The sequence below is a fragment of the Candidatus Poriferisodalis sp. genome (assembly GCF_965237655.1).
In the GTDB taxonomy this organism is placed as follows: domain Bacteria; phylum Actinomycetota; class Acidimicrobiia; order Acidimicrobiales; family Poriferisodalaceae; genus Poriferisodalis.
The window spans coordinates 1,569,858-1,582,295 of sequence record NZ_CBDEGB010000002.1; the positions used below are offsets into that span (position 1 = coordinate 1,569,858).

At 66.7% G+C, this 12,438-nt stretch carries 8 protein-coding genes; 6 read left to right on the top strand and 2 right to left on the bottom strand.

All coding sequences use genetic code 11. From position 1 onward, the window contains the following. Positions 1-7: 7 nt before the first annotated feature. Both ACPXYO_RS15380 and ACPXYO_RS15385 read right to left on the bottom strand, forming a co-directional pair. Complete coding sequence (locus tag ACPXYO_RS15380; RefSeq protein WP_423922310.1) at positions 8-418, bottom strand: hypothetical protein; 411 nt, start codon at positions 416-418, stop codon at positions 8-10. Next, positions 415-3,987 (bottom strand): SNF2-related protein, encoded by a 3,573-nt coding sequence (locus tag ACPXYO_RS15385; RefSeq protein ID WP_423922313.1) that lies wholly within the window; start codon positions 3,985-3,987, stop codon positions 415-417. Before ACPXYO_RS15385 ends, ACPXYO_RS15380 begins: the two co-directional genes overlap by 4 nt. Before the next feature lie 285 nt (positions 3,988-4,272). On the opposite strand from ACPXYO_RS15385, the gene ACPXYO_RS15390 reads away from it, so the two are divergent. The 6 genes from ACPXYO_RS15390 (at position 4,273) to ACPXYO_RS15415 (ending at position 12,436) form a co-directional block, all read left to right on the top strand. Continuing rightward, the gene (locus tag ACPXYO_RS15390; RefSeq protein ID WP_423922316.1) at positions 4,273-5,985 is read left to right on the top strand and encodes a proline--tRNA ligase; all 1,713 of its coding nucleotides are present in this window, start codon (positions 4,273-4,275) and stop codon (positions 5,983-5,985) included. 230 nt (positions 5,986-6,215) lie between these two features. Further along, positions 6,216-6,938, top strand: coding sequence for a corrinoid protein (locus ACPXYO_RS15395; RefSeq protein ID WP_423922318.1), 723 nt, complete (start codon positions 6,216-6,218; stop codon positions 6,936-6,938). A gap of 1 nt (position 6,939) precedes the next feature. After that, positions 6,940-7,686, top strand: a complete 747-nt coding sequence (locus ACPXYO_RS15400) for a DUF1638 domain-containing protein (RefSeq protein WP_423922321.1) — start codon at positions 6,940-6,942, stop codon at positions 7,684-7,686. After that, positions 7,683-8,618 (top strand): dihydropteroate synthase, encoded by a 936-nt coding sequence (locus ACPXYO_RS15405; protein ID WP_423922324.1) that lies wholly within the window; start codon positions 7,683-7,685, stop codon positions 8,616-8,618. Before ACPXYO_RS15400 ends, ACPXYO_RS15405 begins: the two co-directional genes overlap by 4 nt. A 10-nt stretch (positions 8,619-8,628) precedes the next feature. Next, on the top strand, positions 8,629-10,848 hold the full coding sequence (locus tag ACPXYO_RS15410) for an ASKHA domain-containing protein (RefSeq protein ID WP_423922327.1): 2,220 nt from the start codon (positions 8,629-8,631) through the stop codon (positions 10,846-10,848). A 52-nt stretch (positions 10,849-10,900) separates the two neighbouring features. Next, the gene (locus ACPXYO_RS15415) at positions 10,901-12,436 is read left to right on the top strand and encodes a trimethylamine methyltransferase family protein (protein WP_423922330.1); all 1,536 of its coding nucleotides are present in this window, start codon (positions 10,901-10,903) and stop codon (positions 12,434-12,436) included. The last annotated feature ends 2 nt before the right edge of the window (positions 12,437-12,438 follow it).

A 12,438-nucleotide genomic window follows, 5' to 3' on the forward strand; every position in this document is an offset into this window, starting at 1 on the left:
GGGACGATCAGAACGCCGTGGGCCCCTCGCCGTCGGGAGCGAGCAGCCCACCCGCTGCGGCGAGGGCACCCGCCATGGCTACGGCGCGCTTATAGACGGCTTCGAAATAGTGCCCCGCAACCGTCTCGCGTCCTGCGAGCGGCGGTTTGCCGAGCGAGCGCACCGTTGAGGTCGGGTCGGTCGTGACCGAGATGCGGCGCGCCTCGGTACCGATATCGGCGTGCGGAACCGCAGCGTCTTCGGCGCTGGCCGTCGTCGCCGCCGAACTGGCGGCAGCATCAGCGTGTTCCGGCGAAATCGCAGCTCTGGTTGAGCCATGCCAGAAGGCTGCGCTCGCCTCAGCAGCCTGCCGCTGCTGGACTTCGGCACCGTCAAGGCGCCGGGTGCGCGAGGTCTTGCGGCGGCGACGGCTGCTCATGACCCACCTGCAACTAAGGCACCGGCGGGCACCAGCTCGGCGATCTCCGGCGTGTCGGCATCGATTCCGTCGAAGTCGTCGGCGAGCAGAGCATCGGCATCGATGCCCAGGGCGTGCCGGAGTTGCTCAGAGTCGAGATCGCCGATGGAGCTGGACTTCGGCAGCACCATGTCGGCGATGCGCCGTTTGCCAGCCACAACCTCTTCCACCCGTTCGTCGACGGTGCCTGGACAGACCAGGCGGTGGCAGATGACTGTGCGCGTCTGGCCGATGCGCCACGCCCGGTCGCGGGCCTGATCCTCCACCGCGGGGTTCCACCAGCGGTCGTAGAGCACCACATGGCTCGCTGCGGTCAGGTTCAGTCCCATGCCGCCTGCTTTCAGCGATAGCACCATCGCCCCAGGACCGTCCTCGGTCTGGAATCGGTGCACCATGCGGTCGCGGGCTGTGCGACCCAGACCGCCGTGATAGCAGTCGATCTGCTGTCCGGTCCGTCGCGTCAGGTGGGTCGCCAGGCGCTCGCCCCAGGTGGCGAAGTGCGTGAATACCAGCGCCCGCTCCCCCGCCGCGAAGACTGCCTCGAGAATCTCGTGCAAGCGGTCGAGTTTGCCGCTGCGTCCGGCGATCTGGCTGTTGATGTCGTCGGGGCGGTAGTTGAGCGGGTGGTTGCAGATCTGCTTGAGCGCGGTGATGGCCGCCAAGACGGCCCCCTTGCGCCTTTCGCCTGCCTGCTCGCTCGCCGCGGTGTCGACGATCAGCTGGTCCAAGACTGCCTGGTACAAGCCGATCTGTTCGGGTGTCATGGCACAGTGCGCGAGCTCGTCGATTCGGTCGGGCAGCTCAGCGGCGATCTGGGGCTCCACCTTCGTGCGGCGGAACACCAGCACGCCGTTGAGTGCATGTAGGGCTGATTCGGCAGCTCCTCGAGCGTCACCGGGCTGCTGCAGCTGAGCGATGAACGGCGTCCTTGAGCCCACCAAGCCCGGATTGCAGAAGTCCAGGATCGCCCACAGATCGCCAAGCCCGTTCTCGATCGGGGTGCCGGTCAACGCCACACGGATGCGAGCAGACAACCGCCGAAGCTGCTTGGCAGTCTCGCTGGTGTGGTTCTTGATGACCTGTGCCTCGTCGACCACGATGCGGTCCCACGTCACCTCTTCGAGTGCGTCGATGTCGCGCACTGCGGTGCCGTACGTCGTGATCACCACATCGATCTGTTCGCTGCCGTCACGCAGCGCGCGTACCAGCTCTGCGGGTTCGCGCCGAGCCGGACCGTGGTGGATGATCGCTGACAGCCCAGGTGTGAAACGTGCTGTCTCAGCCGCCCAATTGCCGACGACCGCCGGTGGCGCGATGACAAGTGCCGGCGTTTGACGCTGGTCTGCCGCGATGCGAGCGAGCACTGTTGGGGTCTTGCCCAGACCCATGTCCAGCGCGAGACAACCCCCAAGACCAGCCCCGTCGAGAAACTCCAGCCACGCGACCGCTTCGGCTTGATAGTTGCGCAGCTCGCCGACGAAACCTTCGGGGCTGGTCCGCGGCGCAGCGGAGATCTCAGCTGCGGAGCGCAGCAGGTCAGCCGCCCAGCCGCCTCCTGAGATGGTGACGCCGCCACGTACCGTCGGGCCCTCGAGGCCCAGTACCTGGCGCAGCATCTGCGAACCGGTGAGTGCGGTGACGTCTGCTCGTTCGGCAAGCGCAACAGCCGCTTCGGCCAGGTCGGCATGATCGAGCGCGATCCATTTGCCCCGGTCTCGTACGAGTGGTCGTGCTTGTGAAGCCAGCTCGTGAATCTGATCCGCTGTGAGCTCCACATCTCCAAAAACAGCGGTCCAGCTCACTGCGGTGAGCTGCTGCGCGCCCAGAGCGCTGTCAGTGGCCTCGGTGGCGGTGAGACGCAGCGACGGAGCCGGACGCTCACGCGAGAGGTTCGGGACTTCCACCTTGAAGCCCGCGGACTGCAGCGCCGGGCCGGTGACAGACATCAGTTCCCACGCCTCGTCCTGGCTGAGCACGACCTCCCCGCGTCGCTTGCCGCCAGGGCGCATCAACACCGGCAGCAGCCGTTCAAGGCGGGCGAGCTGGTCGCGTACTTCGGTGCGATGCGAGCTGACGCCGCTCACCATCGCCACCTCGACGGGCTCGGCCGTGCCCTCGGGGCTGAGGGCCAGCACTTCCATATGCCAGGCTCCGGCGTCATCAGGCTCGTCGAGCCGCACCACGAGCGACTGGCGCGCGGCGGCGGTCACCGGCCTGGCCCACAGCTCGATACGCCGGGCCAGATCCGAGCCTTGAGTAGCTGAACCGACGAAGCGAGTGCCATCCAGGTAGGCCAAGAAGGCCTCTGCCATCTCCGCCCGGCTGCGGGGCTCCGGAGATGCTGCTGGAACGTCAAGGCGCTTTGCGGCGCTCGTCACGATGGCGTCCACCATGCCGGCCAGGGCCGATTGCACCGTCGTGCGCGGCTCTGCTTTCGGTTCGGGAGCCGAGACTGCACCCGGCAAGCGGTCGATGAGCGCTGCCAACCGGTCGGCTTCGGCCGAAGCCGGCTGCCACTGAACCGAGAATTCCGCCGTGTCGGGCCGCTTGCGATTGCGACGCTTTCGAACCCGGTGCAGCCGCGGCACCGTTCGTCCCCCCGCCACCAGTTCCACCGCCATGCGGGCAGTGGTCCGCATCCACAGCGCGCTGGCACTGAGGAGGCGATCGTCGTTGGGGTCGCCGACGGTTCTGTCGAGATGCTCATTGCCGTGCAGGGATTCGTCGTCGTTCCCCAGACCGTTCTCGGAGATGACGGCAGAGGAAGTCTCGGCCGCTTCCGGAGATGCCGCCCCAGGACTGGTGACGGGTCCGTCGAGACCGACCAGCCAGCCCAGGACGTCGCTGACATCGGCCACGACTGCCTCGGCGCTGGTGCCCTCGGGCAGCTTGATATTCGGATGCGGGCGCCAAACGCTGTCCGGCGCGCCTGTAGCGACGAGACGGTCCATGACTCGCTCTGTGGCGTCGGGTTCGGTGCCAGCCCCCGCAGCCCACGCCACGATCCGCCCGGGCTGCCACGACAGCTGCAGCGCCGCTGGCTCCCGCAGCGGTCCCGCAGCGGCACCGGGGGCATCGTCGCTGGCCGTGCCGGAGGGGGTGTCATCCGGTGCATGCGTGGCGTCGAGACCTGTCAGGCGTTCGTAGGCGGCGGCAAGCTCACTGAAGTCGGCCTCGAAATCTCGTACCACCTGCCGCCGAATCGGACGCGGCAGACGGCGTGCCCCCGACAGGGAGGTCTCCGTTTGATCGAGCAGGTCCAGCAGGACCCGTTCCCAGCGCTGCGGATCGGTCTCGAGCGTGGCGACCTCTGCCAGCCCGGCGGTGCCATGCGCCTCTGCCCACACAAGACGAGCGATCTGCTCCCAGCGCATCGACGCCAAGGCAGAGACCGTCGCGCCATTGCGGAGTTCTGCGGCTGCCGCCACGGTGACGCCACCGTTGCTGACAGCAGCTGTGGCGCGCGTGAGGACCGCAGGCGCCGCCGCGCCATGGTTCGGAACCAGTGTCTGTGAGTCTTCGTCGCTCATTGCGTCATGAGGGGTACCAACAGGTGCACTACGCCGCCCGTCCGGACTGCGCTGCGCGCTTGGTCCGAGCTGTCGATGCAGGACCCGCTGCGGGCACAGTCACCGTGGTCGGCACTGTGGCCCCGGTCCGCTGCCGAGACTGCACGATTGATGTGCAGTCGTGGCTAGGCAGGGTGAGGGTACTGGACACGCTTCGCATCGCAACGCAACCCTCAGCGCCGCTAGGGCCCCGAATCTGCGAAGTGGTCAAAGCATGTGACGGGTCGCACGCTTACGCTGCGTCGGATGCGATGGTCCGATTCGTTTATCCCGACGCTGCGTGATGCGCCCGCAGAGGCTGAGGCCGTGAGCCATCAACTCCTCATCCGGGCCGGCTTCATCCGTCAGCTGCACTCGGGGCACTACAGCCTGTTGCCGCTCGGTCTGCGAGTGCACACCAAGGTGGCCGACATCGTGCGGGCAGAAATGGACGCCATCGGCGCGCAGGAGTTCTTGCTGCCGGCGATGCATCCCGCCGATCTCTGGCGACGCAGCGGTCGATGGGCGCTCATGGGCTCGGAGATGTTCCGCCTGCGCGATCGCAACGATGCTGATGTCGTGCTGGGCATGACACACGAGGAAGTCTTCGCAACGCTCGCGGCGGAGATGAACTCGTATCGGGAACTGCCCCAGACCTGGTACCAGATCCAGACCAAGTTCCGTGACGAACCGCGCCCGCGCAGCGGACTGTTGCGCGTGCGCGAGTTCATGATGAAGGACTCCTACAGCTTCGACATGGACGAAGCGGGTCTGGACGTCTCGTTCGAGGCACACCGCGAGGCCTACTTGCGGATCTTCGAGCGTCTCGATCTCGAGGTGATGACCGTGCAGGCCTCCTCGGGCGCCATGGGCGGCGATGCCAGTGTCGAGTTCATGGTGGCGTCGCCCGTAGGTGAGGACGACGTGGCCCGCTGCAGCTCATGCGGGTACCGGGCCAACGTGGAGCGAGCCCTCGCGGCGGTGCCGACCGTCACCGACCCGCCGTCGGTCACCGCACCCGAACGCTTTCCCACTCCAGGGGTTCGCACGATCGATGCGCTCGCCTCCTTCGACGGCGGCGCGCCGGCTGACCGGCAGATCAAGACCATGGTGATGGTCCTCGACGATCAGCTCACCCTCGTGGCCCTGCGGGGCGATCACCAGCTCAACCTGCAGAAGCTGGCCGATTGCAGCGGCGCCACCGATGTGCGACCCGCCACTGCACCCGAGACGCTTGCTCAGCTCGGCGCCAACCCCGGAAGTCTCGGTGCAGTCGGCGTCGACGATCTGCCGGTCTATGCAGATGAAGCGTTGCGCGGCCGTCGGTCCATGACGACCGGAGCCAATGAAGACGACTGGCACCTGCGTGGCGTGGATCCCGAGCGCGACATCATCGATCCGCGTTGGGCCGATCTGCGCGAGGTGTCGGCAGGTGAACCGTGCATCTCCTGCGGCGCTCGGTTGGAGATTGTGCGCTGCATCGAAGCTGGACACATCTTCAAGCTCGGCCGAAAGTACTCCGAAGCGATGGGCGTGTCGGTGCTCGATACCAATGGTGTCGCCCAGACCCCCATCATGGGCAGCTACGGCATTGGGATCGGGCGGGCGATGGCCGCCGTGGCCGAGACGCACCACGACGAGCGGGGCCTGTACTGGCCCGTCGCCGTCGCCCCGTACGAGGCTGTTGTCACCGTCCTGGACCCGTCTGATGATGCGCAGTCGCAGGCTGGCGAGCAGGTCTACCGGACGCTGAGCGACCACGGTGTCGACTGTCTCTACGACGACCGGCCGCTGCGGCCCGGCGTGAAATTGGCCGATGCCGAGCTCGTGGGCATCCCCTACCGCGTCACGATCGGAGCGCGCAGCTTGGCGCAGGGCAACGTGGAGATCACTGAACGCTCGTCCCGTGACACGCGACTGGCAGTGCTTGCAGTCGCCGGTGCCGAACTCGCTGGGAAGATCCGCGCCAATCGCCGCTGAGATCTGCCGGCCGACGGCTCTGTTTGAGCCCGGCGCGATGTTGCCGTATGTCGACGTTTGCGCAAGGTACGTGATACCGTACTGCTGTACCGTTCTGCGGCACAGTTCCACTATGCGGAACAAACACTAGGTGGAACAACCCTTCCGCAGGACTCCACGCTGGATGTGAGACAGGCGACCGGGACGGGGGTGCCCGGCACACGTCATGACGATGGCGAGGGGGGCAGGGCATGGCTGACGCGGCGACCGTCGACACCGACGATGCTGATGAAGAGATTGATCTCGCAGCCCTTGACGATGGCGATCTCATCGCCCAGATGCACGACGATCTCTACGACGGGCTTGGGCCCGAGATCCTGGAGGGCACCGAGCTGTTGCTCGGGCGCGGTTGGGGAGCCGACAAGGTTCTCAACGAAGCGTTGGTCGAGGCCATGCGCATCGTCGGCATCGACTTTCGCGACGGGATCCTGTTCGTCCCCGAGGTACTGCTCGCGGCGAATGCGATGAAGGCCGGAATGGCGGTGCTGCGGCCCCTGCTCGCAGAGACCGGTGCCGAGCCCATCGGCAAGATTGTCATCGGCACGGTCAAGGGCGACATCCACGACATCGGCAAGAACCTCGTGGGAATGATGCTCGAAGGCGCGGGTTTCGAGGTCATCGACCTGGGCATCAATACCGATGTCGACCAATTCCTCGCTGCTCTCGACGAGCACCGGCCGGACATCCTGGGCATGTCGGCACTACTCACCACCACGATGCCGTACATGAAGGTCGTCATCGACACGCTCATCGAGCTGGGCTTGCGCGACGACTACCTCGTGATCGTCGGCGGCGCCCCGCTGAACCAGGAATTCGGTGAGGCAGTCGGTGCAGATGCCTACTGCCGCGATGCGGCAGTTGCGTCAGAGACCGCCACTGACCTGATTCGCGTCCGGCGGGCGGCCGCGGCCTGAGATGGCCACCCCCAGCGCTCCCGCAGCGATTCCCAGCAGCAGTTCACCTGCTGCGAGCGGCGTGCATGCGTCGGCCGAGCGCATCCTCGTGCTCGCCTGTGGTGCGCTCGTCAACGAATTGCAAGCGATCGTCGGCGTCCACGGTCTCGACCATGTGGATGTGGAGTGCCTGCCCGCCAAGCTGCACAACCGGCCCTCGCTCATAGCTGGAGCCGTGCGCGAGCGCATCGCCCGCCTGCAGGCCACGGGTCGCACCTATCAGCAGGTGCTGCTCGGCTATGCCGACTGCGGCACCGCTGGCACTCTCGACGATCTGTGCGAAGAGTTCACGGCGAAGTCTGCGACGGGCGGTGCTCCTGCGATGTCGCGTATCGAGGGCGCCCACTGCTACGAGTTCTTTGCCACTGCTCAGCGCTTCGCCGAGATGTCTGAGGCCGAACCGGCAACTTTCTATCTCACCGATTACCTCGCCCGGCACTTCGACCTGCTCGTGTGGCGAGGTCTCGGCATCGCCGATCACCCTGAGCTTGCCGAGTTGTACTTCGGCAACTACCGGCGGGTTGTCCTGCTGACGCAGACGCCTGACGGCACGGAGCGGGCACGTATCACCGAGTTCGCACGTGCGGGAGCGGAGCGTCTGGGACTTCCGCTGGAGATCGTCGAGACCGGCTATGGCGACCTTGAGACCGCGCTCATCCACGTCGCAGCACCGAGGGGCCGCTCTGTGATTGCCCAGGTGCCCGCGTGACCGAAACCGTCGTCAGCTCCGCCACGCGTGAAGTCGTCATCGGCTTCGATCGCCCTTTCGTGACGATCGGCGAACGCATCAATCCAACCGGCCGCAAGATGCTCGCAGAGGAAATGCTGTCAGGCGACTTCAGCCGGGTCGAAGCCGATGCGCTCGCTCAAGTTGCTGCGGGTGCCCACATGCTCGACGTGAACGCCGGGGTGCCGCTGGCCGACGAACCGGCGATGCTCGCCGCTGCGGTCAAGCTGGTCCAGTCCGTCACCGACGTGCCCCTCAGCATCGATTCCTCGGTGATCGAGGCGCTCGAAGCGGGCGTCGATGCCTACGTCGGCAAGCCGCTCATCAACTCGGTGACCGGTGAAGTCGAGGTCATGGAGCGCATCCTGCCGCTCGTAGCACGAGCCGGGGCAGCCGTTGTCGCGATATCCAACGATGAGACGGGAATCAGTGAAGATCCCGATGTTCGTTTCGAGGTGGCGCGACGCATCGTGAACGCAGCGGCCGACTACGGCATCCCGCGTCACGACGTGGTGGTGGATCCTCTGGTGATGCCCATCGGTGCCATGGCGACCGCGGGTCGGCAGGTGTTCCAGCTTGTGCGACGCCTGCGAGACGAGCTCGGCGTGAACACCACATGCGGCGCGTCGAATGTGAGCTTCGGCCTGCCCAACCGCAACGTCATCACCGGCACCTTCCTGTCCATGGCTATCGGTGCTGGACTGACCTCAGCCATCATGAACCCGCTCCACGCCGAAGTGAAGGCAGCCGTGATGGCCGGCGATGTCCTGGCGGGTAACGATCAGAATTGCGCGGCGTGGATCTCCGAGCACCGAGATCGCAGTGCCATGGGGGCGAATAACGTTGCCGACGGCCGAGCCGGCGCCGGCGACCGTCCTCGCCGGCAGGGCGGACGTCGCGCTCGCACCGGTTAGCGAGGTCCCGATGCCACCGGGCCCGCTCCCGCCCGCCGACCTCGGCCCAGGTTCGGTGATTGACGCCGACCGGGTGATCGCAGTGGGCGAAGCGGTGAGTGACGAGGCTGGCGTTGAGACCCTGAGGTGCAAGGTGGTGTTCACCCCCTCAGGCCGAGCAGGCACCGTGAGCGCAGGCACAAGTGTGCTCGACGCAGCTCGTGACCTCGGTGTGGATCTCGACAGCGTGTGCGGCGGGCGCGGCATCTGCGGCCGCTGCCAGGTCGTCCCCTCGATGGGCTCATTCCCGAAGTGGGCCATCACGGCCCGTGCCGACGCTCTCAGCTCGCCGGGCGCAACTGAGACTGCCTATGGGGGTCGTCGACCGCTGGGTGCCGATGCCCGACTCGGTTGCCAGGCCCGTGTGTGCGCCGACCTCGTCGTCGACGTGCCGCCTGAGAGCCAGCTGCACGGCCCTGTGGTGCGCAAATCGATCGATGTCGGCGATATTGCGCTGGACCCGCTGTCGACATTGCACGCGGTCACCGTGCCGCCGCCGACATTGGACGAGCGCCGTGGTCTCGCTCAGATCGTGATCGACTGTGTGGCCGCCGAATGGGGTGTTCGCCTCGCTGGGATCCTGCCCGGGGCGCTTGCGGAGCTCCACGCGTCGGTCGCCGCGGGCACTCCCGACGATGCCGGCAACCGGCTGGTCACGGTTGCCGTTCGTTGGAGCGGGCCAGAACCGTCGGAGCGCAACGGAATGGTGGCAGCGGTCTGGCCCGGAGTCGTGACCGCAGCACTCGGTGTCGCCATCGACATCGGCTCGACGACCGTCGCGGGCCATCTGACCGACCTTCACAGCGGCGAAGTGCTGGCCTCGGCAGGCCGGATGAATCCCCAGATACGCCTGGGAGAGGACCTGATGAGCCGGGTGTCGTACGTGATGATGAACCCCGGAGGGGCGCCCGAGCTCACCGCGCTCGTTCGCGACGCCCTCGCAGCGCTGATCGCCGAGTTGTGCGCAGACGCCGGCTTGGAGCCGGCCTCGGTGCTGGAGGTCGTGCTTGTCGGCAACCCGATCATGATCCACATAGCGCTCGGCATCGACCCGACCCCGCTCGGGCAGGCTCCGTTCACCCTGGCGACCGACGCCGCCGTCGAGCTCGACGGATCCGAGTTGGACCTGCCATGCTCAGCGGCTCGGGTCTACGTCGGGCCGGCAATCGCCGGGCACGTGGGCGCGGACACCGCAGCAGCGGTGCTCGCCGGCGGACCGCACCGAGATGAGGCAATCACGCTCCTGGTGGACGTGGGCACGAACGCCGAGATCGTGCTGGGCAGCTCGAACGGACTGTGGGCAGCCTCCAGCCCGACCGGTCCCGCGTTCGAGGGAGCGCAGATCAGTTGCGGCCAGCGAGCGACACCGGGGGCGATCGAACGGGTACGCATCGATCCGACGACGTGGACGCCCCGCGTGCGCGTCATCGGCTGCGACCTGTGGTCCGACGAACCCGGCTTCGCCGAGGCGATCGAGCGGCAGGTGGCCGCCGGTTCTCGCAGTGCTGCTGCAGGGGTGACTGGGATCTGCGGCTCCGGGATCATCGAAGTCATCGCCGAGATGTATCTCGCGGGCGTGCTCTGCGCCGATGGGGTCATCGCGGCACCGCCGAGCGAGGGCGAGCGGGCAACCCGGGTGATCTCCGAGGGCCGCACGTCGTCGTTCGTGCTGTACGAGCCGCCCGAAGGCACCGGCGGCCCGACCATCACCATCACCCAGAACGATGTCCGGGCGATCCAGCTGGCAAAGGCAGCACTGCGCGCCGGCATCGATCTGCTGTGTGAGCGTGCCGACATCGCAGCACCCGATCGTGTGCAGCTCGCTGGAGCGTTCGGCGCACACATCGATCCGGTGCGGGCGATGGTGCTCGGCCTCATCGGCGACTGCGACCCGGGCGCAGTGTGCTCTGTCGGGAACGCTGCGGGCACGGGGGCAGTTCGAGCGCTGCTGTCAGGCAGTCAACGCGCCGAGATGGAACGGGTGGTCCGCGACATCCGCAAGATCGAGACCGCTACCGAGCCCCGATTCCAGGAGCTCTTCGTGGCAGCCATGGCGCTCCCCCACGCCACAGCCCCCTCTCCGAGGCTCTCGACGGTCATTGAGCTGCCGGAACGAACGGACCCCGGTGCCTCCGGTGGCGCACGCTCTGATCGATCCCCACGCCGCTCCCGGCAGCGACGGCGGCGATGAGTGAAGGTAGGTCTGCAGTAGAAGGTTCTGCAGTGGAAGGTAAAAAGCAACGATGACTGAACGAACACGACGGCGAGGAGGCGGGCGGGCGGCCCGCCAGGCTCTGCGGGCGGCCAGTGACCAAGTCACGTACACCCACCTGACCCGCAGGCTGGCCCCGGTCAGTGTGCTGGACTCCGAAGGTCTGGCCCAGATTGAGGCGAATGCCGAGACGATCCTGTCCGAGGTTGGTATCGCCTTTCAGGAATTCCCTCGCGCCTTAGAGCTGTGGCGCGACGCGGGTGCCGATGTTGATGGGGAGCTCGTCCGCTTTCCACGCGGTCTGTGCCGGCAGATCGTTCAGGACAACGCGCCCTCGGAATACATTCAGCACGCCCGCAACCCGGCTCGATCCGTGCCGATCGGCGGCGATGCGACGGTCTTTGCCCCGAATTACGGATCGCCGTTCGTGACCGACCTCGACAAAGGACGTCGCTACGCCACGCTCGAAGACTTCGAGAACGTGGTGAAGCTGACGTGGATGCTCCCCCACCTGCACCACAGCGGCGGCACCGTGTGCGAGCCGGTGGACGTGCCGGTGAACAAGCGCCATCTCGACATGGTGTATTCCCACCTGCGGTACAGCGACAAGCCGCTCATGGGTTCGGTCACCGCGGCCAAGCGAGCCGAGGACTCGGTCGAGCTGTGCCGTATTGCGTTCGGCGGCGACCTGGGCGACCGCGCGGTGCTGACGAGCCTCATCAATGCATCGTCGCCCCTGCGCTGGGATGCCACCATGCTCGGTGCAGCGGAGGTCTACGCGCAGCACAACCAGGCGTGCGTGATCTCGCCGTTCATCCTGGCCGGGGCCATGTCGCCGGTGACGGTGGCCGCGCTCGCGGCACAGTGCCTGGCCGAGGCGTTGTCGGGCATGGCGTTCTGCCAGCTGGTGCGCCCGGGCGCACCGGTGATCTTCGGAACGTTTGCCTCGTCGATGTCGATGGCGACCGGAGCCCCGACCTTCGGCACGCCCGAGGCAGGTCTGGCCATCTACGTCATGGCGGAGCTCGCCCGGCGCCTCGGACTGCCCTTCCGTTCAGGCGGGCAGTTCACGTCGTCCAAGGCTCCCGATGCACAGGCTGCCTACGAATCGGCATCCACGCTGCTGCCCACGATGGCAGCGGGCGTGAACTTCGTGCTGCACGCAGCGGGTTGGCTTGAGGGCGGCCTGGCGCTGAGCTACGAGAAGCTCATCATGGATGCCGACCAGCTCGGAATGATGGAGGTCTACGCCAAGGGCATCGACATGTCGCCCAACGGGCAGGCCCTCGAAGCGTTCCTCACGAACCCTCACGGCAACCATTTCCTGGGACACCCGCACACGCTGGAGAACTTCGAGTCGGCCTTCTACCAGTCCTCCATCGCTGACAACAACAGCTTCGAGCGTTGGTCAGACGACGGCTCGCTCGACGCAGCCCAACGCGCCAATGCGGTGTGGAAGCAGATGCTGGCCGACTACGAGCCGCCGCCGATCGACGACGCCATCGACGCAGAGCTCCGCGACTACATCGCCCGCCGCAAGGCCACCGAACCCGACGCCCTCGTGTAGCG

Bases quoted from the DNA above. Each gene is read 5' to 3' on its own strand.
- ACPXYO_RS15380 (WP_423922310.1), bottom strand. From the start codon at position 418: ATGAGCAGCCGTCGCCGCCGCAAGACCTCGCGCACCCGGCGCCTTGAC.
- ACPXYO_RS15385 (WP_423922313.1), bottom strand. From the start codon at position 3,987: ATGAGCGACGAAGACTCACAGACACTGGTTCCGAACCATGGCGCGGCG.
- ACPXYO_RS15390 (WP_423922316.1), top strand. From the start codon at position 4,273: ATGCGATGGTCCGATTCGTTTATCCCGACGCTGCGTGATGCGCCCGCA.
- ACPXYO_RS15395 (WP_423922318.1), top strand. From the start codon at position 6,216: ATGGCTGACGCGGCGACCGTCGACACCGACGATGCTGATGAAGAGATT.
- ACPXYO_RS15400 (WP_423922321.1), top strand. From the start codon at position 6,940: ATGGCCACCCCCAGCGCTCCCGCAGCGATTCCCAGCAGCAGTTCACCT.
- ACPXYO_RS15410 (WP_423922327.1), top strand. From the start codon at position 8,629: ATGCCACCGGGCCCGCTCCCGCCCGCCGACCTCGGCCCAGGTTCGGTG.
- ACPXYO_RS15415 (WP_423922330.1), top strand. From the start codon at position 10,901: ATGACTGAACGAACACGACGGCGAGGAGGCGGGCGGGCGGCCCGCCAG.